The 24214-nt window shown below is 70.9% G+C and carries 17 protein-coding genes; 6 read left to right on the top strand and 11 right to left on the bottom strand.

The genetic code is table 11. From position 1 onward, the window contains the following. Nucleotides 1-38: 38 nt before the first annotated feature. Entirely contained in the window at nucleotides 39-1799 is a 1761-nt protein-coding gene (locus tag GA0070624_RS22420) for a PucR family transcriptional regulator (RefSeq protein WP_091344156.1), read from the top strand. Here the strand turns inward: GA0070624_RS22420 and GA0070624_RS22425 are convergent. Next, nucleotides 1786-3228: an MFS transporter gene (locus tag GA0070624_RS22425; protein ID WP_091344158.1), complete on the bottom strand. Its 1443-nt coding sequence runs from the start codon at nucleotides 3226-3228 to the stop codon at nucleotides 1786-1788. The genes GA0070624_RS22420 and GA0070624_RS22425 overlap by 14 nt on opposite strands. Before the next feature lie 185 nt (nucleotides 3229-3413). On the opposite strand from GA0070624_RS22425, the gene GA0070624_RS22430 reads away from it, so the two are divergent. Continuing rightward, on the top strand, nucleotides 3414-5009 hold the full coding sequence (locus GA0070624_RS22430) for a hypothetical protein (RefSeq protein WP_091344160.1): 1596 nt from the start codon (nucleotides 3414-3416) through the stop codon (nucleotides 5007-5009). Between the two features lie 225 nt (nucleotides 5010-5234). Here GA0070624_RS22430 and GA0070624_RS22435 read toward each other — a convergent pair whose 3' ends face one another. From GA0070624_RS22435 to GA0070624_RS22465, 7 genes are all read right to left on the bottom strand, one after another. After that, on the bottom strand, nucleotides 5235-5687 hold the full coding sequence (locus tag GA0070624_RS22435) for a RidA family protein (protein ID WP_091344162.1): 453 nt from the start codon (nucleotides 5685-5687) through the stop codon (nucleotides 5235-5237). After that, entirely contained in the window at nucleotides 5680-7293 is a 1614-nt protein-coding gene (locus tag GA0070624_RS22440) for a gamma-glutamyltransferase family protein (protein WP_218105256.1), read from the bottom strand. The genes GA0070624_RS22435 and GA0070624_RS22440 overlap by 8 nt, the downstream gene beginning before the upstream one ends. 5 nt (nucleotides 7294-7298) lie before the next feature. After that, the gene (locus GA0070624_RS22445; protein WP_091344164.1) at nucleotides 7299-7709 is read right to left on the bottom strand and encodes a Rieske (2Fe-2S) protein; all 411 of its coding nucleotides are present in this window, start codon (nucleotides 7707-7709) and stop codon (nucleotides 7299-7301) included. After that, complete coding sequence (locus GA0070624_RS22450) at nucleotides 7706-9142, bottom strand: aldehyde dehydrogenase family protein (RefSeq protein ID WP_091344165.1); 1437 nt, start codon at nucleotides 9140-9142, stop codon at nucleotides 7706-7708. Before GA0070624_RS22450 ends, GA0070624_RS22445 begins: the two co-directional genes overlap by 4 nt. After that, nucleotides 9139-10359 carry an NAD(P)/FAD-dependent oxidoreductase gene (locus GA0070624_RS22455; protein WP_091344167.1) on the bottom strand — a complete coding sequence of 407 codons (1221 nt, stop codon included), beginning with the start codon at nucleotides 10357-10359 and terminating at the stop codon, nucleotides 9139-9141. The genes GA0070624_RS22450 and GA0070624_RS22455 overlap by 4 nt, the downstream gene beginning before the upstream one ends. 7 nt (nucleotides 10360-10366) lie before the next feature. After that, complete coding sequence (locus tag GA0070624_RS22460) at nucleotides 10367-10744, bottom strand: Rieske (2Fe-2S) protein (RefSeq protein WP_091344169.1); 378 nt, start codon at nucleotides 10742-10744, stop codon at nucleotides 10367-10369. Between the two features lie 97 nt (nucleotides 10745-10841). After that, nucleotides 10842-11555, bottom strand: a complete 714-nt coding sequence (locus tag GA0070624_RS22465; RefSeq protein WP_091344172.1) for an iron-containing redox enzyme family protein — start codon at nucleotides 11553-11555, stop codon at nucleotides 10842-10844. Between the two features lie 185 nt (nucleotides 11556-11740). Between GA0070624_RS22465 and GA0070624_RS22470 the strand changes: the two genes are divergently transcribed. After that, a complete protein-coding gene (locus tag GA0070624_RS22470) occupies nucleotides 11741-12502 on the top strand; it encodes a YoaK family protein (protein WP_091344184.1) in 762 nt (253 codons plus the stop codon). A 290-nt stretch (nucleotides 12503-12792) separates the two neighbouring features. Beyond that, the gene (locus GA0070624_RS22475; protein ID WP_091344186.1) at nucleotides 12793-15399 is read left to right on the top strand and encodes a hypothetical protein; all 2607 of its coding nucleotides are present in this window, start codon (nucleotides 12793-12795) and stop codon (nucleotides 15397-15399) included. Nucleotides 15400-15428: 29 nt separating this feature from the next. Here GA0070624_RS22475 and GA0070624_RS22480 read toward each other — a convergent pair whose 3' ends face one another. Together GA0070624_RS22480 and GA0070624_RS22485 are read right to left on the bottom strand one after the other, a co-directional pair. Beyond that, nucleotides 15429-16184, bottom strand: a complete 756-nt coding sequence (locus GA0070624_RS22480; protein WP_141715131.1) for a 2-keto-4-pentenoate hydratase — start codon at nucleotides 16182-16184, stop codon at nucleotides 15429-15431. A gap of 112 nt (nucleotides 16185-16296) precedes the next feature. After that, nucleotides 16297-17802, bottom strand: coding sequence for an SLC13 family permease (locus GA0070624_RS22485; RefSeq protein WP_091344191.1), 1506 nt, complete (start codon nucleotides 17800-17802; stop codon nucleotides 16297-16299). A 338-nt stretch (nucleotides 17803-18140) separates the two neighbouring features. Between GA0070624_RS22485 and GA0070624_RS22490 the strand changes: the two genes are divergently transcribed. Continuing rightward, nucleotides 18141-19304 carry a pyridoxal-phosphate-dependent aminotransferase family protein gene (locus tag GA0070624_RS22490; protein WP_091344195.1) on the top strand — a complete coding sequence of 388 codons (1164 nt, stop codon included), beginning with the start codon at nucleotides 18141-18143 and terminating at the stop codon, nucleotides 19302-19304. Between the two features lie 44 nt (nucleotides 19305-19348). Further along, entirely contained in the window at nucleotides 19349-22276 is a 2928-nt protein-coding gene (locus GA0070624_RS22495; RefSeq protein ID WP_218105257.1) for an FAD-binding and (Fe-S)-binding domain-containing protein, read from the top strand. 118 nt (nucleotides 22277-22394) lie between these two features. Here the strand turns inward: GA0070624_RS22495 and aceB are convergent, their stop codons facing one another. After that, nucleotides 22395-23996 carry a malate synthase A gene (gene aceB, locus GA0070624_RS22500; protein WP_176731822.1) on the bottom strand — a complete coding sequence of 534 codons (1602 nt, stop codon included), beginning with the start codon at nucleotides 23994-23996 and terminating at the stop codon, nucleotides 22395-22397. Between the last annotated feature and the right edge of the window lie 218 nt (nucleotides 23997-24214).

The raw sequence follows: 24214 nt of genomic DNA on the forward strand, positions 1-24214 counted from the left end.
GACGGGGGAAGCTTGTGCAACCTGTCCAAGGAGTTGTCATGGCTGACCCAGCGGGAGTATTGGTCCACGACGGCCCGCCCGGCGACGCGGGGCCGCAGCAGCTGACGGTTGGTCGGCTGCTGCAGGAACGCCTGCTCCGCCCGGCGCGAACGGCGGCTTCCCCCGAGACGCTCGACACCGCCGTCACCTGGTGTCTGCCCTGGGAGGAGGTCCAGGCCGGCGTCGACCCCCTGCCCGGAGTTGTCGTCCATGCCCGGGCCGACCAGGTGCGGCCGGCGGTGCTGCGGGACCTCGGCCTCCGGAGGGCCGCCGCCGTCGTCGTTGCCGGCCGGGCCGGTGAACTCCCGGACCCCCCGGCCAGCCTGCCGATGATTCACGTCGGGGCTCACGTCGGCTTCCGCCACCTCAGTGAGCTGGTGGCGGAACTCGTCCTGGCCCGGGACACTCACGTCCTGCGCTACGGCCTGAGGGTGCACCGCTCGCTGGTGGAGTTGCTCTACCGCGGGGCCGGGTTGGCCGCGCTCGGACACCAGATGGCCCGGCTGTCCGGGTGCGCGGCGGCCATCCTCGACGCACAGTACCGGGTCCTGACGTTCGAGCCCAGCCGCGACCGCGTGTTCGAGGCGACGGCGGTCGCGGACGCGCTACGCGAGGACACGTACGGCACGGCGGCAGACAGCGCCTCACTCAATGGCGCCGCGGCGGCGGGACCAGGGCCGGTCGCTTCCGAGCAGCCGCACGCCGGGCCCCAGGTCCGCACGCTCCTGATCGACGGGATCAGCGCGACGTGCGTGCTCAATCCGATCCTGCTCAGCGGTCGCCACGACGGCTGGGTGGTCATCGTGGAGTCGGCCGATCCACCCAGCCCGCACGACATCGCGCAGCACCGCGTGGTCGTCGAGCAGGCCGCCACCATCGTCGGTACCGAGATGCTGCGCCTGCGCAGCATCGAGCAGGCTGAGGAGCGAGCGCGGGGCGACTTCGTCCACGCGCTGTTGCACGGCCGCTTCTCGAACCAGCACGAGCTGGAGGCCCGAGCGGCACACTACGACTTCCCGGTCGCGGCAACCTACGGCGTGATCGTCGCGAACCAGCTCGGCTCGGTCGGCAGCCCCGATTCCCCGACGGCCCTGTTCCAGCTGGCCCGCCACGCCGCCCGCCTCGACGTCCGACCGGGCGCGCACACCCTGACGACGGTCGTCGGCGACGTGCTCGCGGTGGTCCGGCAGGTCGATCCGGCTGGCCACCGGGACTCGCCGGACGCGGCGGAGCGGGCGCTGGCGGACTTCGCGCGCACCCTGCAGGCGGAGTTGGAACGCCGGACCCACCGCGAGGTTGCCGTGGCGTACGGGCGCTGCGTCGACGGTGCCGGCCGTATCTTCGACAGCTACCGGGAGGCGCGCATCGCGCTCGGGATCCGCACCCGGCTCGGCGTGGACCGGGTCTGCGGCTTCCAGGACCTGCGAGTCTTCGCCACGCTGGTGGAGCTCGCGGAAAGCCCGCAGGGGCGTGCCTTCGCTCGGGACATGCTCGCCCCGCTGCGCGGCTCCCGCGCCGGCGGAAGCGACCTGGAGCAGGCAGTCATCGCCTACGTCGCGTCCGGCGGGAACCTCAACGCCGCAGCGCGGGAACTGCACATCCACCGCAACACGATGCTGTACAAGCTCGACCGCGCCTCGCGGATGCTGCAACTGGACCTGCGGGAGGCCGAGCACCAGTTCTCGGTATGGCTGGCGCACAAGCTCAACCTGCTCGCCGAGACGGTGACAGCCGTCGACCGCGACCTCAACCCGACGTAGTGACCGGCGGTGCCGGGTCGGTGTCGAGCGGGGACGGGTCGGGGCCGACGAAGCTGACCACCAGCCCGACGAGGGCAACCGTCGCGCATCCGGCGAAGAGCAGCAGCAAATTGCCGTACGGATAGACGACCGCCACCCAGGCCGCGCCCAGCGCCGACCCACCGAAGCGCATCATGTTGAACAGTCCGAGGGCGGCACCCGATCTGCCGGCCGGTGACCGGGTCGCCCCCGCGGCGGAGGGTGTCTGGACGAGGGCCACGCCCACACCCACCGTGAGAAGCAGCGCGACGAGCAGCGCCGTGCTCCGGGCGGCGGTACCGGCGTACAGCCCCAGCAGCAGTTCCGCCGCGGCGAGCAGGACCAGACCGGTGCGCAGGATCCAGCGAGGCCGGCCGCGTTCGCTGAGCAGGCCGACGACGGGGGCCAGCAATGCCATCGCGGCGGGCAGGGCGAGCACCAGGAGGCCGGTGACGGCGGTGGTCCGCCCGAGGGTCCCCGTGACGTACAGCGGAACCGCGACGAGCGTGGCGGCGAGGCAGAACATCTGGGCGGACGCGGCGACCGTGCTGCGCAGGAATCGCGACTCGACGATGAGACGCGGCCGGATGATGGGAGCCGCCGCGTTGGCGGAGCTGGTGACGAAGACCGCCAGCAGTCCGACGCCCGCCACGGTGAGCGTGACGATGAGCCAGGCCGGCACCACGGGCTGCGGGACGGCAGTGGCGGCCGTCATCAGCAACGCGGCGCCGAGCGTCAAGGACACCGCGCCGGGCCAGTGCAGCGCGGTGGCGCGCCCGCGGTCGTTCGGCACCAACAGGACGGTGGCGACCAGCAGGATCACGGCGACCGGAGCGAGGCACCAGAAGATCGCCCGCCAGCCGGCGAGGTCGGCCAGCAGACCGCCCAGCGGCGGGCCGACGGCCTGTCCGATCCCGTTGGCGGCCGCCCAGGCGCTCATCGTGCGGGCCCGCTGGCTCGGCCCGTAGATGGTGGCGAGCATGCCCATGACCGCCGGCGGATAGGCCGCACATGCCATGCCCTGCAAGGCGCGCATCGCGACGAGGACGGGCAGCGACGGGGCCAGCGCCGCCCCCACCATGGCGACCGCCATGAGGGCCAGGGACGCGATGATGGTCCGGCGTCGTCCGAACCGGTCACCCACCCAGCCGCTCAACGCCATGCCGGCGGCCAGGACCAGGACGAAGCTGCTCACCACGAGCACGCCGGAGGACAGCGAGACGCCGAGATCGCCGGTGATGTCGCGCAACGGCACGTTCAGCGCGTTGTTGATGACGGTGCCGAGCAGTGTCGCACCGAGCAGGGTCAGCAGTACGGCGAGTCCCGCCCGCTCTCGCTGCGGCGGAGCCTGCGGGCCGGCCGGCATGGCGAACGACTGCGCGGCGTCAATGCGCGGCCGGGTGTCCCGCACGTCCCGTCCTTCCGATCGTATGCGCAGCTCACATACCGCTCGAGACTGCTCCGTGACCGTTGTGCGATGCTACGGCACCCTGCACAATCTTTGGCCGGCGGCCTGTGCAGATCGGTGATAGACGCTGACCTTGCAACACGCGGAGTCTGACGGGCAATCCGCTGCAAGAGTCCGTGAGGTGGCAGATGCAGTTAACGGCGGCCCACTGGGTCTATCTCGTCGGCGTTGTCGTCATCATCGCGACGATGATCGCGCGAAAAAACATCGTAGTCCCGGCCGTGGTCGCGACATTCGCGACCGCGCTCGTCTTCTCGCACAGCATCATCCGCGGGCTCTCCGCGGTGTTCAACGCCAGCCTCGTGGCGGCAACGAACCTGTTCAACATCTTCCTGATCATCGCGCTCGTGACCGCGATGCTGCACTCGTTGCAGGCCCTGGGCGCGGATCGGAAGATGGTCGCCCCGTTCCGAGGGGTGATGCGCAACGGCCACCTCGCCTTCTGGACGCTGGTGGTCGTCACGTACTTCATCTCGCTGTTCTTCTGGCCGACCCCGGCGGTGCCGCTGATCGGCGCGGTGCTCATCCCGGTGGCGATTCGCGCGGGTCTGCGGCCGATGGCCGTCGGTCTGGTGGTGGCGATCGCCGGCCAGGGCATGGCGCTCTCCTCCGACTACGTCATCCGGGTGGCCCCGGGGCTGTCGGCGAAGGCGGCGGGGGCGGACGCGAACGTCGTCGCCGACCGCGCCATGGTGCTGTCGCTCGTCGTCGGTGGGGTCGCCCTCGCGGTCGCCTACCTGATGGAGTTCCGCACGATGCGCCGACCGGATCCGGCCCTGCTCGCCGAGTGGGAGTCGACGGCGGACGGCAGCGGTGAACGCGTGAAGGGCCTGGCGGTCACCGAGCGGGAGCGCGAGCTGGTCGGGGCGGGCGACCGGCCGGCCGGTGCCGGGGACGTCCCGTCCCTGCGGGGTGGGCCGCCGACGGTCGGGCACGGCGTCGCGCTGCGGGAGGAGTACGACGACGAGCTGAGCGACCGCGACGACGAGACGGCCGGCGGCTACCGCGGCAACCCGCTGGTCCCGGTCTTCTTCGCCATCTTCGTCCCGGCGGCCTACCTGGCGCTGATCGTGTACATGGCGATCGCCACCTTCTCCGACAGCGTGCCCGATCTTCGCGGCGGTGACGCCGCCGCCCTGGTCGGCGGCATCGCGGCGCTCGTCGTCTTCCTGGCGGCGCTCGCCGGGGACGGCAAGGGATTCCTCGAGAGCTCCGCCGAGCACGTCGTCAACGGACTGGTGTTCGCGTTCAAGGCCATGGGCGTCGTCCTGCCGATCGCCGGCTTCTTCTTCATCGGCAACGGCGACTTCTCCGGCCAGATCCTCGGCACCGCCGACCCGGCGAAGGGGCCGGCGCTCCTGTACGACCTGGTCACGGCGGCCCAGAGCCACATCCCCCACAGCGGCTTCATCGCGGCCTTCGGCATCCTGCTCATCGGCATGATCGCGGGCCTGGAGGGGTCGGGCTTCTCCGGCCTGCCGCTGACCGGATCGCTGGCGGGCAGCCTCGGCCCGGCCGCCGGGATCAGCGCCGGGACGCTCGCCGCCGTCGGTCAGATGGGCAACATCTGGTCCGGTGGCGGCACGCTCGTCGCCTGGTCTTCACTCATCGCCGTCGCCGGCTTCGCCCGGGTGCCGGTGATCGCCCTCGCCCGCAGGTGCTTCATCCCGGTGGTCAGCGGGCTCATCGTGGGCACCATCTTCGCGGTGGTCTTCTTCCCATAGGAGTTGGGCAACACGAAATGCAGGAGGCGGCGGGCAACGATGCCCGCCGCCTCCGCCGTGCCGTGACCGCACAGGCCCTGAACCCGAGAATCCTGAGGGATGGTGGTTGCGCCATCGGAGCGGCGCTGTTCGACATGGCAACGCTTCCCTACGCGCGCGGGAAGGCGCGGCCGCTGCGTGCTGGCCGCCCTGGCACACGGAGCCGGCGTGCTCCACCGGCCGAACTCAATCGGCGGTGACGGCGACGGTGAGCTCCACCTCGACCGGCGCGCCGGACGGCAGGCTCGACACCCCGACTGCCGATCGCGCGACGGCGCCGCGTTCGCCCAGCCAGTCCCGCAGCGCCTCGGACGCCCCGTCGGCGACCGCGGAGTGCTGGGTGAAGTCGGGACGGCAGGCGACGTACACGGTCATCCGCAGGCAGCGCCGCACCCGGTCCAGTCCTCCGACCGCCTCGGCCACCGCAGCGACGGCGTTGCTGGCCGCGAGGCGGGCTGCCGCGCGCACCTCGGCCACGGTCAGAGCCGCGCCTACCAGGCCGCGCACGGCGAGCTGGCCGTCCACCCGAGGGGTCATGCCCGCCGTGTACGCGATGCCCGCATGCACCACCACCGGCACGTAGTGGCCCTGCGGGGCCGGGGGCGCCGGCAGCGTCTCCCCGCCGGCTGGCTCAGCCACCGAGCGCCACCCCGTCCTGCCGGGGGTCGGCGCCACCGGCGAGGCAGCCGAGCCGCCCGTCCACCGAGACCACCAGGGCACTGCCGCCCGCGTCCCACGGCCCCACCACCCGGACCGGGTGGCCAGCGGCGCGCAGCTCCGCGACGGCCCGTTCGCCGAGCCGCGACTCGCAGATCAGCTCGTCGGGCGCCCCCACCACGTCCGCGTCGCTGCCGGGAAACACCGTGAACCGCGGTGCCGACACGGCCGCCTGCGGATCCAGGCCGTGGTCGATCAGGTGCGACAGCACCTGCATGTTCCACTGCACCTGCCCGTCACCGCCGGGCGTGTTGCCGACGTGCCGCAGGGCTCCCCCGGTGTCGGTCACCAGCCAGGCAAGGCAGGTGTGCAGCGGACGGCGCCGCGGTCGCACCTGGTTCGGGTGGCCCTCGACCAGGTACGCGCCGCGCCCCAGTCGGTTGTTGAGCATGATGCCGGTGCCCGGGATGGTGATCCGGGCGCCGAAGGTGAAGGCGAGCGAGTGGATGAAGCTGACCGCGCGGCCGTCGCCGTCGACCGCGACGGTCGTCGTGGTGTCCCCGTCCGGCGTCAGCCCGGCCGTGGCAAGCGGATGCCCTCCGGCGGCGAGCTTCGCCCGTACGTCCGCTACGGCCTCGGGACGCAGCAGCGCCCGCCAGGCGTCCGTGTCGGTGCCGCACCGGTCCCAACGGTCCCGGAAGGCCTCCCGAGCAGCTCCGGCGAGCCAGCCGACCGCGTCGGCGCTCAGCGACGGCAGCCCGGAAAGCATCCCGTCGCAGACGGCCGCCTGCTGCAGCACCATCCAGCCCGGCGTGGGCAACGGTGTCGTGTGCACGACCAGGTCGCCGTACCGCCCGACGATCGCCTCGCCCTGCAGCGGGATGCCGGAGGCCGCCCACTCGTCGCCGCTGAACGGAGCACCTGCCACTGCCAGCGCGGCCACCGCGCGCTCGGCCAGTTCGCCCGTGTAGAGGGCGCGGGGATCGGCCGCCAGCAGCCGAAGTGAGTCGGCGAGCTCCGGCTGTGGGAGCCGTTCGCCGACCTGCGGCGCCCGACCATCGCGCAGGAACGTCCGTCGGGCCCCATCGTCGGCGCCCAGCTGCGCCTCGTGTTCGAGGATGTCCGCCCGGGTCTTGCGGGTGCAGGGCAGACCGCGTTCGGCGGCGGCGATCGCCGGCGCCCACAACTCGGGCAGGCCGCGCGTCGCCCCGCGGGCGTGCAGCGCGGCGATCGCGGCCACCGCGCCCGGAGCCGCCACGGCGAGCGCCCCGGTGAGTGGAATCGCGGACCGGCCCTGCGCCCGGTAGAACGCCAGGTCGCCGCCGTCCGGCCCGTACCCGCTGCCGTTGATGGTCCACACCGACCCGTCCGGCTCCCGAACCACGGCGAAGGCGTCGCCGCCGACGCCGCACTGGCCCGGCAGCGCCAGCCAGGACATCGCGGCCATCGCCACGGTCGCGTCGATCGCAGTGCCGCCGGCGGCGAGCACGCGGTGACCGACGGCACTGACCGCCGGGTGGCTCGAGACTGCCATGTGTTCGCCGGCGAGGACCGGGTTGCGGGTCGGTGCCGGCCAGTCCGCGCTCACGCCCGTCACCTGACCGGTTTGCGTCGCCGCGGGCCACCGGACGCGATGTCCTCCGGCGTCACGCCCACGTAGACCTGCCCGTCCTCTTCCCGCACGGGAAACGTCTTGATCGGTTCGGTGGCGGGCGGGCAGACCGGCTCGCCCGTCTCCAGGTCGAAGACGCTGCCGTGGCAGGAGCACCCGATGCCGTCGTCGACCAGCTTGCCCGACGACAGCAGGCAGTCCAGGTGCGTGCAGTAGTTCGACGTCGCGTACGCCTTGCCCTCGAAGCGGGCGACGCACAGCTCCAGGGTGTCGGCGTAGAAGCGGCGGACGTACCCGTCGGGCACCTGACCGGAGCGGGCGACGCGGACGAATCGGACGGCGCCCGGCTCCGCTCCCGCGGCCGCGGTGCCGGTGACCTCGGGCGTGCTCATGAGCCCACGTAGACGGTCTTGTCGACGGTGTAGAAGTGCATCATCGTCTCCCCTGCCTGTTCCTTGAACGTCTGCGTGCTGGAGTTCTTCAGCCCACCGAAGGGGGCGTTCATCGCCATGCCCGTCGTGGGCTGGTTGACCTTCACCAGGCCGCTGTCGACCCGACGGGCGAAGTCGAGCGCACGGCCCAGGTCGCGGGTGACGATCCCGGCCGACAAACCGTACGCCGTGTCGTTGGCGACGCTGATCGCGTCGTCGAAGGAGCCGACGCGCAGCACGCTCAGCACCGGCCCGAAGATCTCCTCCTGCGCCAACGGCGACGACGGGTCGACGTCGGTGAACACCGCCGGGCGGACGAAGTTGCCGTGTTCCAGGCCCGGGCCGAGCGGCTCGTCGCCGGCGCGGAGGCGGGCGTTGGCGGTCGCGGCGAGATCGAGGTAGCGCTGGGTCTTCTCCAGTTGGGCGCGGGTCGCGAGGGGGCCCATCTGCACGCCGTCACCGAGCCCGTCACCCACCCGGCGGGCGCGGGCGAGGGCGACCACCCGCTCGACGAGCGCGTCGTGCACGGCCTCGTGGACGATCAGTCGGCTGGTGCCGGTGCACGCCTGGCCACTGAGGCCGAACGCCCCGCGGACCACGATGTCGGCGGCGCGGTCCAGGTCGGCGTCCTCCAGCACGATCACCGGGTTCTTGCCGCCCATCTCCAGCTGGCAGCGCTGGCTGGGACCGACGGCGCGGTGGATGGCCGCCCCGACGTCGTACGAGCCGGTGAAGGTCACCGCACCCACCCGCGGATCCGCGACCAGCGCCGCGCCGGCCTCCCCGCCACCCTGCACGAGGGACAGTGAACCAGCCGGGACCCCCGCTTCGAGCAACGCCTCGACCAGCCGCTGCCCCGTCAGCGGGGTCACCTCGCTCGGTTTGAACACCACGCCGTTGCCCGCCGCCAACGCCGGGCCGAGCTTGCGGGACGGGATGTTCAGCGGGAAGTTCCACGGGGTGATGGCCACGACGACCCCGACTGGTTCCCGGGAGGTGTAGACGAGGCTGCCGTCGCCCGTGGCGTATGTGCGACCCGCCACGCGAAGCGCCTCGCCCGCGTAGAACCGGAGGTTGGACGGGGTCCGGCGGGTCTCGGTGAGCGCCTCGGCCAGCGTCTTGCCCTCCTCGCGGACCAGGTCCCGGGCGAGGTCGTCGGCGCGGGCGGCGAGGATGTCCGCGGCCCGGTACAGGACAGCCGCTCGCGCCTCCGGGCCGCGCTCCGCCCATTCCCGGTAGCCGGCCGCGACCGCGGAAACCGCATCGTGCGCGTCCTTCGTGTCGGAATCCGGGAAGACCGCGACGACCTCACGCTCGTCAGCCGGGTTCCGCCGCTCGCGGGTACGCCCGCTGGCCGAGCCCACCCACTCGCCACCGATGAAGTTGCCCTTCACAGTTGCTCCTCCAACGCCGTCAGCTCGGCCAGGTCGACGTCCTCGTCAGCGAGGATCCGCGGATCGACGCTGACCTGTCCGGCGATCAGCTCCTTGGCGACGAGGACGTCCGCGCCGCGGTCGACGGCGAACGCCGCCCGCACCAGCCCGTCGCGCAGATAGAAGGCCGAGAAGTCGCACTCCTCGACCGAGCCGCGCACGACCAGCTCATCCCAGACCGGCGCGTGGCCGGTGTACTGCAGATTGTGGTCGTACTGGTCCGACCAGAACCAGTGCGGATCGGTGTACGACGTGGTCCGGCCGATCATGTTGTTGGCGGCGGCGGTCGCCTGCCGGCTCGCGTTGTCGAAGTGCTCGACCCGGATCCGCTCCCCGAAGAGCGGATGCCAGTGATTGGCCACGTCACCCGCGGCGTACACGTTCGGCACCGCGGTCCGGCAGTACTCGTCCACGAGGATGCCGTTGTCGACGGCGAGGCCCGACTGCTCGGCGACGGTCGTGTTCGGCGTGATGCCGATGCCCACCACCACCAGGTCGCCCTCGATGCGTCCGCCGTTGGTGGTGACGACGACGCCGGTCGGTGTCTCGACGACGGACTCGACGGACTCGCCCAGCCGCAGCGTGACCCCCTGCCGCCGATGGATCGCCGCGCAGGTGGCCCCGATCTCGTGCCCGAGTACGCGCTGCAGCGGCACCTCAAGCGCCTCCACCATCGTGACGTCGGCACCCTTGCCGCGGCTGGTGGCGGCGACCTCGGCGCCGATGAAACCGGCGCCGATGACGATCACGTGTACGCCCGGACGGAGCTGGGTGCGCAGGCGGTCGGCGTCCCGCCGCGTGCGAAGGTAGTGGATGCGTTCACCGGTGACGCCGGGCAGCCGGCGTGGTCCTCCGCCGGTGGCGACGAGGACGGCGTCCGCGGCGACCTCCGTGCCGTCGGCCAACTCGACCACCCCGCGCTCGGGCCGGATTCGGACGACCGGCTGGCCGAGCCGCAGGTGCACGTCGTTCTTCGCGCACCAGTCCGCCGGCAGCAGGTGCAGACCGCAGTCGTCGTCGCCGGCGAGGTACTCCTTCGACAGCGGCGGCCGCTGGTACGGTCGTTCCGGTTCAGCGCCGAGCAGCTCGATCCGGCCGTCGAAGCCGCGCCGTCGCAGGGTACGAGCGGCGACCGCCGCGGCCTGACCGGCTCCGATGGTGACAATCGTCCTGGTCATCGGCGTCTCACCCCGCAGCCGTGGTCGTGTACGGCGCGACGTCGGCGTCCGTTCGGCCGGGGCGCGGCCGCAGGTTGACGTAGATCTTGTCGTTCGCCACCCGGACGTCGTACGTCGGCTGGCATTCGATCTGGTCCGCCGCCTCCCCGGTGGCCGGGTCGAAGGACCACTGGTGGCCGGGGCAGATGATTCGCCCGTGCAGCACCGTCCCCTTGCTCAGCGAGCGTTGCTTATGGACGCAGACGTCGTGCAAGGCGAAGACCCGGCCGCCGACGAGGAACAGCGCGATCGGTGTGCCGCCGACGACCACCTGCTTCTTCTTGCGGCGCCCGAGCTCGGACAGCTCGGCGACGAGCACCCACTCGACGGGGTTAGGCTCGCTCACTCCCGACTCCCTCCGTGTCTGAAACGGTTGCGGAACTCCGGCCGCAGATGCCAGAAGGGTGGGCCAACCAGTGGACCCACCCGTCCGGCGGTTTCGATCAGGCGCTGACCAGGTCCGGCGCCACGTAGGTGTCGTAGAGCGCCTTGGTGTAGGAGAAGCGCATCTCCGCGCCCCAGCGGACGAACTGCAGCGATCGCTGCTGCAGTTCGGGGGTGTTGGCGTGGTCCAGGACGATCTGGTAGCCGCGCTCGCCGTGCACCTCGTCGGAGGTGATGTGCAGGTCGAAGAACTCGATCTCGTCCTCGGTGAAGCCGTACACCTCGCGCAGCGGGACGATCTGCTTCTTGTAGATGCTGGGCACCTGGGACTCGAGGCCTACGACCAGCGCCGCGGTCGCCACCGCGAAGTGCTCGCGCATGGCCGTGGCGTAGCACCACGCCTGAAGGCCGCGGGTCACCGCGTTCATGTTGTTCGGGTCCTCGATCCGCTCCCGCGTCGTCCCGCAGGCCTCGGCGAAGCGGATCAGCAGGTCGGTGTGGCGGATGTCGGCCAATTCCTCCTCGTACATGTTCTGCAGAAGGAAGTCCTTGGCGTCCGTGCAGGGCTCGGGGGTGTTGGCGTAGACGTAGCTCAGGTAGTCGGCGAACGGGCCCACGTAGTGGTAGTGGTTCTCCGCCCAGCGGGCGAAGTGGTGCCGCTCCAGCTTGCCATCGGCCCATGCCTGGCTGAACGACGCGTTCTTGGCCTCTCTGCCCTTGATCGCGTCCTCGAGGGCAGCGCGGAACTTGTCGCGGGAGAGCAGCTCGGTCATCTGGTCGCCTCTCTCTGTGGTGCGGTCCCGGCAGCTCGGCGTGGCGCCACGGGAGTCTCTGGGGTGTCACCAACGCTAGGGAGCCGACGACCAGCACCACACGGTAAAGGTGCACATCGTTCGCCGTAGTCTTCTGTGCAGAAAGCCCACGGCGTTGGCGGCGACCGTTTTGTCATCGTGAGCCGATGCCGACGATGAACAGCACGCACCCGCGCCGATTCAGGTGGACGCCGGCGGCGGCGTCGCGGAGCAGCCACCAGCAGCGTCGGTGGCGGGAGTGGATGGCCGTCGTCCTGGCGGTGAACAGCGGAGCGACCGACGCCATCGGGTTCCTGGCGCTGGGCGGAGCCTTCACCAGCGTGATGACCGGGAACATGGTCCTGCTCGGGGTCGCCCTGGCCGGGGCGGACGGTGCGCTGGCCCTACACACCGGGGCGGCGATCACCTGTTTCATCCTCGGCTGCTCGCTCGGCACACGCATCGCCGGCACCCCGAGATCCGACGACCCGGTCTGGCCCCCGGCGGTGACCCGCGCGCTGGCCGTCGAGGGTGTGGTGCTCGCCGGGTACGCGATGGGCTGGTGGTTGAGCCGCGGCCACCCGTCGGGACAGCTGCAACTGGCGTTGCTCGTTCTCAACGCCCTCGCGCTCGGCATCCAGAGCAGCACGGTCCAGCGGTTCGGCGTGGCGGGACTGTCGACCACCTATCTCACCGGGACGCTCACCACCGTGATCGCACGACTCACCTCCGGGCACCGACTGCGCGACGTCACGCAGAGCGTCCTCACCCTGCTGGGGCTGATCGCGGGCGCGGCGCTCGGCGGGTTGCTCGCGGTACGCGCGCCGGTGTGGGCGCCCCTGGTACAGCTGGGGAGCCTCGGCATCGTCCTGGCCGCGGCCGTCGCGGCCATCCGGCCGGCACCAGACCCAGACCTCGTTCGTCGCTGACTCTCGGCGCCGGCCTCACCCTGGCACCGATCCCGCTGCTGCTGTCCCCACTGCCGGGCGCGACCTGGACGAGCTGGCACCACAGCCCCGCCCGGGCGATCTCACGGTGCTCGGTGCTGGACAGCAGGCTCCCCGGGCGCCACCCGCCCCGGCCAACGAAGGCAGTTGGAGGTCAGCGCAGTGAGTGTCAAGGTGAATAGGACCCCCGTCGGCTGTCCGGTTGGCGTCGCAGACCTATCCGTCGACCCGAGCACTGGTCACGCTGAGTATCGAGGGGAAGGAGCGTCACCATGTCGGACATGGCGGAGCGGCCCTCCGGCCACCGGCGCGCCAGGGCGTCAAGGACGAGGGTCTTCGAGGAGTCGTCGAACGTTCACGTCGGCCGCGGCCCGGACGACCGGGTGCGGGTGCTGCGGCATCCGCGGGTGGAGTTCTCCGCCGAGCGCGTCGGGCTGGCGGAGGCCTCGCCGCGGGAGCTGGCCGACGCGTACGTGCGCGAGATCGTGCCGATGTACGACCTTCCCGACGAGCAGGTGGACGATCTCACGGGGCCGGTCCGGCGCCTGCCGGTCGACGAGGGCACCCGACTCAAGCTCGCCGAAGAGAAGACCGTCCTTGACACGGTCGTGGTGTCGTATCAGCAGACCGTGCTGGGGCTACCGATCTGGCAGGCGGCCCTCCAGGTCCGCCTGTACGGTGAACCGCTGCGGGTCGCCAGCTCCGACAGCACGGTGCACTACGACGTCCAGGTCGAGACGCCGCCCTCCGACACCCTCGGCCCAGCGACCACCGAAGGGTCGGCGCTGCGCGAGGCGCTCGGTCTGGACGAGCAGGCCGGGCAGGGGCTGCGGATCAACGACACGCGGTTGCTCGTCTATCGCTACGACCCGGCTGAGCGGCTCGACCCGAGCGCCGCGGTCGAGAACCTCCAGGCGGAGGCGCCCACGCTGCCGCTGCCCCCGGTGCCCGAGGGCATCGAGCCGGGGCAGCACTACGTCGTACGTGAGGTGCTGTTCAGCCTGTCCCTGCCGGGATGGGGGGACCTCAACTGGCGTTTGTTCATCGAACCGCGGACGGGGGCGGTGCTCTACCTGCGTGCGCTGGTCGCCTCGGTCACGGCGTGCGTGTTCGCCACCGACCCGGTCACGGCGAGCGGGAACCCGCTCACCGGTTGCTCCGCGGCGGCGGACCTCGACGTGGTGCGCGCGACGGTGACGCTGCTCGGTCTCGATGCCCCCAATGCCGGAGTTCAGGCCCTGCGGGGCACGTACGTCGAGGTCAGGGACACTGACGCTCCCGCCGTGGTGCCGCCGACCACCACCGCTCCCTTCTCCTTCTGCTACTCGGCCGTCAGTGACGATTTCGCCGCCGCGAACGCCTACTTCCACTACGACGCGCCCTACCGCCTGGTAGAGAGCATGGGATTCAACGTGTTCAGCTACTTCGACGGCACGACCTTCCCGATACCGGTCGATCACCAGGGCTTCGGCAACGCGGTGAACGCGCAGGCCGCCGGGAACGTTATGGGCAACGGGATGGGGCGCTTCCGCAACGGATTGGCCGCCGGGGGCTGCCCGGTGGGCATCGCAGTCGACGGCCGGGTCGCCCTCCACGAGTTCGGCCACGCCCTCCTGTGGGACCACGTCAACTCGCCGAACTTCGGGTTCTGCCACAGCGCCGGGGACACCCTCGGCGCAATCCTGTCCGACCCGGGCTCGTTGGCCCCCGACCGGTTCGTCACGTTCCCCTTCGTCAACATCGGTCGGCGCCACGACCGTGACGTCGCCGCCGGGTGGGCCTGGGGCGGCATCCAGGACGACACCCAGTACGGCAGCGAGCAGATCCTCTCCACCCTGCTCTTCTGGGTGTATCGCAGCACCGGCGGTGACGACCCGGTCCGCGCGGTCCAGGAGTTCGCCGCCCGTTACCTCGCCTTCCTCATCATCAAGGCGATCGGCACGCTCACCGTCACGACCACCAATCCGGAGATCTACGCGACGGCGCTGATGGACGCCGACGAGAGCACGCTCAACTTCGAAGGTCACCCCGGCGGCGCCTGGCACAAGGTCATCCGGTGGAGCTTCGAGCAGCAGGGTCTCTACCAGCCGGCGGGCGCGCCCACCCCGGTCACCCAGCCCGGCGATCCGCCCGCCGTGGACGTCTACATCGACGACGGACGTGCCGGTACCTACGCCCCATACCTGGCCGACTTCACCGCCACCGGCGATGTCTGGAATCGGCAGCTGCCGGACGGTGGCGCGGCGCACGAGGAGCCGCTGGCCGGATTCCCGAGCTACGCCTACGTCAGGGTCGGCAACCGCGGCACCCAGGAGGCGACAGACGTGGCGGTGAAGCTCTACCGGTCCGATCCGGCCACCGGACTCGCCTGGCCAAACGCCTGGACCCCGACCGACACGCCGGAACTGGCGGCCACCGGCCCGGTTCCGCCGGGCGGCCAGACGGTGCTCGGTCCGTTCACCTGGAACACACAGTCGGCTGGCGTGGCCTGCCTCCTGGCGAGCGCATCGGCAACCGGTGATCCGAGCAACGCGGACACGGTCAACGGCTCCCTACCGAACTGGCGGCTGGTGCCCTTCGACAACAACCTCGCCCAACGCAACGTCACCGCGGTCGTGGCGGATCCGTGTGAACAGATGGAACGTCTCGCCGAGTACATCGGCACCCTCGGTCTCACGCAGGGCCTCGAGCAGAGCCTCACGGCGAAGCTGCACAACGCCCGGCGCGACTGCGAACGCGGGCACACCACGCCCGCGTGCAACAAGCTGGGCGCGTTTGCCAACGAGGTGAGGGCGCAGACCGGCAAGGGCCTCACGGCAGCCCAGGCGCAGGTGCTTCTTGGACACAACGACGGCATCAGGACCGCCCTCGGCTGTTGAACGCCGCCGGGGCGGGCAGCAGAGACGGGTCATGCGAACCGCACGGTCACGTCTCCGATGCCCGAGAAGACCGCACGCCAGGTGCCCGGACCCGGCTCGCTCTGATTGCAGAAGGACCCCGTGATCACCCGTTGGCCGGCTTCGAGTCCGCGGCCGTACCGGTGCAGCAGCGCGCAGAGGCGCGACAGTGACAGGAACGGATCGTCCATGGAAGTTCCCGGGGTACGGGTGGCGACCAGGGCGTCGTCGTGCCAGAGGTCGACCGTGGTGTCGGTGAGGGCCGACACCGCGGGCGCCTCCGACCCGACCACGATGCCCCAGTTGCCCAGGCCGTCGGCAATGGTGGTCGGGCTGTCCGCTCCGGCGCTGAGCCGGATCTCGTTCAGCTCGAACGCGGGCGCGACCGCTCGCACGGCAGACCTCGCCGCCACCGGATCGATGTCGTCACCGCGCAACGGCGCGCCCAGCACCAGGCACAGCTCCGGCTCGAGGTAGCACGATCTGATCCGGTCACGCTCAACGACGTCCCCGGAGCTGAACGTGCGGCTCTCCAGGACGTACCCGAACGGCCGGAAGCCCGTCCCCATCGCATCACGACGGGGGCCCGAGGTCAGACCCACCTTCCAGCCGGCCAACCGGTCGCCCGCCGCCACCAGCCGATCGAGGACGGCCAACTGGAGGCCCAGTGCCGCGTGGACGTCGCACCCGGCGGCGTTCGTACCGGCGTCGGCCACGCCGTCCACTCTCGCCCTCAGGAACGATCTCACCACTGCCTCGTCGTACATGTCACCTCCTCGCACGGTGTGCGGCAGCCCCCACCGCCCGGGCGGGCAGCGCCGGGGACCGGCGGGCGGCCGGTCTTCACCCGGTGGGTGAAGACCGGCCGAGGTGCGCGGATCAGAGCCAGCCGGGCACGACGAAGATGAGCCAGGTGACGACGGGAATGATCACCACCATGCTGAAGCCCCAGCGCATCAGGCCCTTGTACACGTAGTCCCGCTGCTCCTCGGTCGCGTTGGCCACGGTGAGAGCGCCGCTGGTCGAGTACGGGCTCGAGTCCACGATGGAGGAGGAGAGCGCCAGAGCCGTGATCAGTCCGACCGCACCCACGGCGTTGCTGCCGGTAAGGAACGGTACGGCGAGCGGGATGAGGGCGCCGAGGATGCCGGTCGTCGAGGCGAACGCCGACACCGCGCCGCCGATGAAGCAGATGACGAGGGCGGCCATCAGCGGGGCGCCGATGGTGGCGACCTCCTCACCGAGCCACTTGATGGTGCCGATTTCCTGCATGACGCCGACGTACATCACGATGCCGCAGACGAGCAGCACCGTGGGCCATGCGACGTGGTTCACGGCGTTCCTGGCCGACTCCGGCGAGAGCAGGGTGAGGATCGCGGCCACGGTCACGGCCACCATGCCGACGTTCAGGTCGTAGAAGAGCGCCGCGATGGCGAGGCCCAGGAGCCCGACCACCGTCATGATGCGATCCCGGTCCAGGCGGAGTGGAGCTTCGGCCTCGGCCGGCAGGGTGGTGCTGGTGCCTCCGCCCGACGAACGGGTGGCCTGGGCGGGGACGGGCGAGCCCGCGGACCCCTCGCTCACCGCGACGGCGCCGCCCGCCTGGCGGGCGCTGGCGGCGCCTTCGTCGGCGAGGCTGATGCCGGAGTCCGAGGCCGCCTCGGTGCCCGGGTCGGCGGCCGGCTCCGGGCGCCGTGCGGAACCTGAGGCGCCGACCAGCTCGGCTTCGTCGAACGTGCCGATGCCGGTGTCGACGGCCCGACGGCTGACCAGGTCGCGACCGCCCCACATGAAGAAGGCGACGACGCTGATCGCGAGGTTGACGAAGAAGGAGGCCAGGAACAGCAGCGTCGGGTTGCCCGGCAGCCCGGCCTTCTCGACGACGCCGTTGGTGATGCTGCCGAAGATGCTGATCGGCGAGAAGCCGCCGGCACTGGCGCCGTTGATGATCAACAGGCCCATCATCAGGGGGTTGATCTTGTATCGCTTCGCGAAGCCCATGCCGATCGGCGCGATGATCGCCACCGACGCCGGGACGACGGCGCCGATCGCGGTGAGGCAGGCCGTCACCAGGAACATGATCCACGGGATCATGCCGACCCGACCGCCGACCAGCCGGACGGCGGTCTGGACGAGCCAGTCGACCGTGCCGTTGGCTTTCGCGATGGCGAACAGATACGTGACGCCGACGAGGATGACGAACAGATCGCCAGGGAAGCCGGCGAAGACCGCGTCGGTCTTCTCGCCGAGGTCCGCCCCGTCGAGGACCGAAATACCGACGATGAAGGCGGCGACGATCGCGAGCGCGCCGAGGTTCACCGGTCGAACCGTGGCTATCAGGAAGATGAGGGCTAGAACGAGGATCGAGACGAGCTCTACCGACATGGGAACCTCCCGGCTGGGGGTGCATCTCGACGCCGTACCGGTGGGGTGGGGCTGGGGGCTACGCCCACCCCGGGTCGCATAACACGGGCCTGTTTCCACAATGCGAAAACTAAATTTCGTTGCCGGGGAGTATGTGCCATATCACATCGACCGTCAAGGTCTGTCGATCCGCCCGACCCACGAGATCGTCCAAAGGGGATAGATCACGGCGAAGGTCGGCCGGACGGCGGGCAGGCCCCCGATGCTTGCGCTCTCCCGGCTGTTCGTTGATACGGTCTCCGTCATGCGGTAGACGACTTCCGCATGGCGGACTTCATGACCCGAGAGGCAGCCTCGGTATGACCCCCACCGGCCGTCACTTCCTCCAGATCCCAGGCCCCACCAACACGCCGGAGCGGGTGCTACGCGCCATGGCGGCACCCACCATCGACCACCGCGGCCCTCAGTTCGCCGAGCTCGGCCTGGAGGTGCTCGAGGCCGTCAAGCGGGTCTTCGGCACCACGCAGCCCGTCGTCATCTACCCGGCGTCGGGCACCGGCGCCTGGGAGGCCGCCCTGGTCAACACCCTCAGTCCCGGCGACCGGTTGGTGTGCTTCGAGACCGGCCACTTCGCGACGCTGTGGCAGGAGATGGCGCGCAGGCTGGGTCTCGAGGTCGACTTCGTGCCCGGCGACTGGCGGCACGGCGTCGACCCGGAGACGGTCGCCGACAAGCTGCGCGGCGACACCGGCCACCGCATCAAGGCCGTCCTCGTCGTGCACAACGAGACCTCGACCGGCGTGACGAGCCGGGTCGCCGAGGTGCGAAATGCGATCGACTCGACCGGCCACCCGGCACTGCTGCTCGTGGACACCATCTCGTCCCTGGGATCCATCGAGTACCAGCACGACGTTTGGGGCGTCGACGTCACGGTGGCCGGCTCCCAGAAGGGCCTGATGCTGCCGCCCGGGCTCAGCTTCAACGCGATCAGCCAGAAGGCGCTGGAGGCGTCGAAGACGGCGCGGCTACGCCGGTCGTTCTGGGACTGGCAGCCGATCATCGAGGCCAACAAGCGCGGCTTCTTCCCCTACACCCCGGCCACCAACCTGCTGTACGGGCTGCGGGAGGGGCTGCGCATGCTCGACGAGGAAGGCCTGGCCAACGTGTACGCCCGCCATCTGCGGCACGCCGAGGCGACCCGGCTGGCGGTGCGCGGCTGGGGCCTGGAGGTGCTCTGCGCGGACGAGCGCGAGCACTCGGGCTCGCTGACCGCCGTCCTCGTCCCCGACGGGTACGACGCGGACAAGATCCGGGCCGTCATCCTGGACCGGTACAACATGTCGCTGGGCGCGGGGCTCGGCAAGCTCACCGGGCGGATCTTCCGGATCGGCCATCTCGGGGACTTCAACGACCTGATGCTCGCGGGCACCCTCGCCGGCGTCCAGATGGGCCTCATCGCCGCCGGGGTTCCGATCGACCCGACCGGGATCAACGCGGCTCTCGACCGCCTGCAACGCCCCTGAGTCAGCGCTCCTTTCGCACGAACTCCACACGGGAGGGCAGGGCCTTGACCACCAGTCAGAACCGTCTCGACCGGGAGGCCGAGGAGCTCGGCGGGGACCTCGCGCGGGACTTGGAGGGCGCCCTCGACGGCGAGACCGGCTTCGATGCGTACACCCGCCACCTGTTCTCCCGCGACGCGAGCATGTACGCCATCCGGCCGCTCGGCGTGGTCTTCCCCCGGCACGCGGACGACGTCGCGGCGGCCGTCGCGCTGGCCGGGAGGTACGGCGTACCGGTGGTCCCGCGCGGCGGTGGCACGAGCCTCGCCGGGCAGACCGTCGGACCCGGCCTGGTGCTCGACCTGTCCCGGCACATGCACCGCATCGTGGAGATCGACCCGGATGCCCGGACGGCGCGGGTGCAACCCGGCGTCGTGCAGGACCAACTCAACCGGGCGGCCGCCCCGCACGGGCTGATGTTCGGGCCGGACACCTCTACCAGCAACCGCGCCACCATCGGCGGGATGCTCGGCAACAACTCCGCCGGCAGCGGTTCCGTCCGCTACGGGATGACCATCGACCACATCCGGGAACTCGACGTCGTGCTCGCCGACGCCTCTCGGACCCGCTTCGCCCCGCTGGACCCGGCGGAGCGGACCCGTCGCGCCGGCCTGCAGACCCTTGAGGGAAGCCTCTACCGGCAGTTGCCGCACGTGCTGGAGACGTACGCGACCGCCATCTCCAACGACTTCCCGGCGTACTGGCGGCGGGCGTGCGGCTACCGGCTGGACCGGCTCGCCGGCGACCCGTGGTTCAACCTGGCCCCCTTCGTCGTCGGGTCGGAGGGAACCCTCGTTATCGCGACCGAGGCCCTGGTGGACCTCGTGCCCAAGCCGCGCCGGACCGTGATCGCGGTCGGGCACTTCACCTCGGCGATCGCCGCCATCGACGCCACCGAGGACGCGCTGGCCTGCGAGCCGGCGGCCGTCGAACTGATGGACCGCACCATCCTCGACCTGTCCCGGCAGAAGATCGAGTACGCCGACCTCGGGCGGACCCTCGAAGGCGACCCGGAGGCCCTGCTCTTCGTCTCGTTCAGCGGGGACGACGAACGGCAACTCGCCGGTCAGCTCGACCGGCTGACCGCGCTGTGGGGCAGGCACGGTCACGGCTACCACACCCTGCGCGCCGAGACGCCTGAGCAGCAGGCCCCGCTGCTCAAGGTACGCAAGTCCAGTCTCGGCCTGCTGATGGCCGCCGGCACCGGGACCCGGCGTCCGCTCGCGTTCGTCGAGGACACCGCGGTCGATCCGAAGCACCTCGCCGACTACACCAGACGCTTCCGGCAGGTGCTCGACCGGCACGGCCTGCAGGCCGGCTTCTACGGGCACTGCTCGGTGGGTTGCCTGCACATCCGACCCTTCGTGGACGTCAGCAAGCCGGAACAGGTCCGCGCGATGCGCGCCGTCGCGGAGGAGATCAAGGACCTCGTCCGGGAGTACGGCGGAGTCAACTCGAGCGAGCACGGCGACGGCCTGGCCCGCAGCGAGTTCAACCGGGAGATCTTCGGCGAAGAGCTCTACGAGGCGATGCGCACCGTCAAGCGGATCTTCGACCCGGACAACTGCATGAACCCGGGCAAGATAGTCGACGCGCCGTCGATGACCGAGAACCTCCGCGACGCGGCGCTCCCCCCGGCGCCGCCGATCCGGACCCGGTTGACGTTCGACGTGGTCGGGGGGATGCGCGGGGCGGCGGACCGGTGCATGAACATCGGGCTCTGCCGCAAGAGCGCGACCGGTGCGATGTGTCCGTCGTACATGGCCACCCGCCAGGAGGAGCACGCCACCCGGGGGCGGGCCAACGCACTGGTCAAGGCGCTCTCGGAGCCGGATCCCGCGGTGGCGCTGGGTGACGAGCGGCTGCACGAGATCCTCGACCTGTGCCTGATGTGCAAGGCGTGCAAGAGCGAATGCCCGCTCGGGGTGGACATGGCCTCGCTCAAGGCCGAGGCCCTGGCGCATCACCACGACACGCACGGCGTACCGCTGCGCTCGCGGCTCTTCGGCGCCATCCGGCTGCTCAACCGGCTCGGCTCGGCGGCGGCTCCGCTGTCCAACCTGCCCGGCCGCAGCCGGCTGCTGCGCCGGCTGATGGACCGCTCGGCCGGCATCACGTCGAACCGCCCGCTGCCCACCTTCCAGCGGCGCAACCTCGTCCGCTGGTTCCGCCGCCACCGATCGGTGGAGACAACGGCTCCACAGGGTGAGGTGACCCTCCTCGCCGACTCCTTCACCACCTTCACCGAGCCGGGAATCGGTCGGGCGGCGGTGGAACTGCTGGAGGCCGCCGGCTGGGCGGTCCGGTTGGCGAGCGGCGGATGTTGCGGTCGGGCCAGCTTCTCCAAGGGCCTGCTCGAGGACGCGAGGCGGAAGGCGCGGTCGCTGGCCGCCACGCTGGTGCGCGCGTCGGAGCCTGGATCTCCGATCGTCGGGTGCGAGCCGTCGTGCATCCTGACGCTGCGCGACGAACACCGGCAACTGCTGCCCGACGACCCCGACGTGCGGGATGTCTCCGGCCGGGTACGCCAGATCGAGGAACTGCTGGTCGAGGCCATCGACGCCGGCCGGCTGCGGCTCGGTGAGTCCGGGCTTTCCGGCCGGCGGATCCTCTACCACGGGCACTGCCATCAGAAGGCCGAGGTCGGTACGGCCGCCACCGTGGCGTTGCTGCGCCGCATCCCCGGCGTCGAGGTGGTCGAACTGGACGCCGGGTGCTGCGGCATGGCGGGGTCGTTCGGGTTCGAGTCCGAGCACTACGACCTGTCGATGGCGGTGGGCAGCGACCGGCTCTTCCCGGCCATCCGGGCCGAGTCGCCCGACACGGTGGTGGCCGCGACGGGCGTGTCCTGCCGTCAGCAGATCCGGCACGGCACCCAGCGGCTCGCCTGGCATCCGCTCGAGCTGGTCCGCCAGTCTTTGCCCGAAAGCTGATGGTCGGCCCGCATCGCGGCCGAGGACGCCACCGGGGGTGCGCACCGGCGTAGTGCCGGGCCGCCCCGGCGGGGGTGCTCCTGCCGCAGCCCCGCCGGGGTTCAGCCGCCGCTCGGGCTCACCTCTCCGCGGAGACCTGGTACGCGGGAAGGGTCAGGAAGTCGGCGTAGTCGTCGGCGAGGGCGACCTCGAGGACGAGCCGCCGAGCCTGGGCGAACCGCTCCTCGTCGAACCGCTCCTTCCCCAGGGCGTCGCGGATCTTGGCCAGCTCCTCGTCGAGGATGCGCTCGACCAGGTCGCCGGTCACCGTCGTACCGGCCTCGAGCTTGACGTCGTTGTGCACCCACTGCCAGATCTGCGACCGGGCGATCTCGGCGGTCGCCGCGTCCTCCATCAGGTTGTTGATGGCCACCGCGCCGTTGCCGGCCAGCCACGAGGCGAGGTACTGCAGCGCGACGCTGATGTTGTTGCGCAGCCCGGCCTCGGTGACCGCGCCGGGCGTGCTCGCCACGTCGAGCAACTGGTCCGCGGTGACCGAGACCTCCTCGCGCAGCCGATCGAGCTGGTTCGGCCGGTCGCCCAGCACCCGGTCGAAGACCTCCTGGCAGACGGGCACCAGGTCCGGGTGCGCCACCCACGAGCCGTCGAAGCCGTCCCCGGCCTCCCGCTCCTTGTCCTCGCGGACCTTCGCCAGCGCCACCTGGTTGACCTGCGGATCACGCCGGTTGGGGATGAACGCCGCCATCCCGCCGATGGCGAAGGCGCCACGCTTGTGACAGGTGCGCACCAGCAGCTCGGTGTAGGCGCGCATGAAGGGCGCGGTCATCGTCACCGAGTTGCGGTCCGGCAGCACGAAGTCGGCGCCGGAGTCACGGAAGTACTTGATGATGCTGAACAGGTAGTCCCAGCGGCCGGCGTTCAGGCCCGATACGTGCTCGCGCAGCTCGTAGAGGATCTCCTCCATCTCGAACGCCGCCGGCATCGTCTCGATCAGCACGGTCGCGCGGATCGTGCCGTGGGCGATGCCGAGCCGCTGCTGGGCGAAGGTGAACACCTCGTTCCAGAGCCGAGCCTCGAGGTGGCTCTCCATCTTCGGCAGATAGAAGTACGGCCCACTGCCGCGGCGCAGGAGCTCCTCGGCGTTGTGGAAGAAGTACAGGCCGAAGTCGACGAGGGCGCCCACGACCGGTCTGCCGTTCACGAACAGGTGCGTCTCGTCGAAGTGCCAGCCGCGCGGCCGCACCACGATCGTCGCGAGCCGCCCGTCCTCGCGCAGCGCGTACTCCCGGCCGTCCGGCGAGGCGAAGGAGATGGTCCGGCGCACCGCGTCGTAAAGGTTGATCTGCCCGCCCACGACGTTGCCCCAGTGCGGCGTGTTCGCGTCCTCGAGGTCGGCGAGCCAGACCCGGGCGCCGGAATTGAGCGCGTTGATCGTCATCTTGCGCTCGGTCGGCCCGGTGATCTCCACCCGGCGGTCCCGCAGGTCCTCGGGGGCCGGAGCGACGCTCCACGCGGTCTCCCGCACCTCGAGTGTCTCGGGCAGGAAGTCGAATCGGTGGCTCCGGGCGACCGCCGCCCGGCGCTGGCGACGCAGATCGAGCAACTCGTCGCGACGGGCACCGAACCGTTCCTGCAACTCGGCGACGAAGGCCAGGGCCTCGGGGGTGAGAATCTCGTCGCCGCGCGGCACAGGGCCGCCGGTCACCTCGATCTCGGGCATCCGGATCACCTTCTTCTGTCTCCCGCGGCCCGTGCGGCCGGCAGCGCGGCAAGAGCAGACGCGTGGACGCCGGCACCCAGGTGACAACCCGACGGGACGCCGATCCCGCGCCGTCACTCTTTCATCATTGTGGATAGTAGTTTCCGCTTTACGGAAGTCAAGGGCAACGCCGCGAAGGGCTGTCCACGTGGCGCGGGATAGACTTCTGCGATGCGGAA

Source organism: Micromonospora rhizosphaerae (assembly GCF_900091465.1).
Classification (GTDB): domain Bacteria; phylum Actinomycetota; class Actinomycetes; order Mycobacteriales; family Micromonosporaceae; genus Micromonospora; species Micromonospora rhizosphaerae.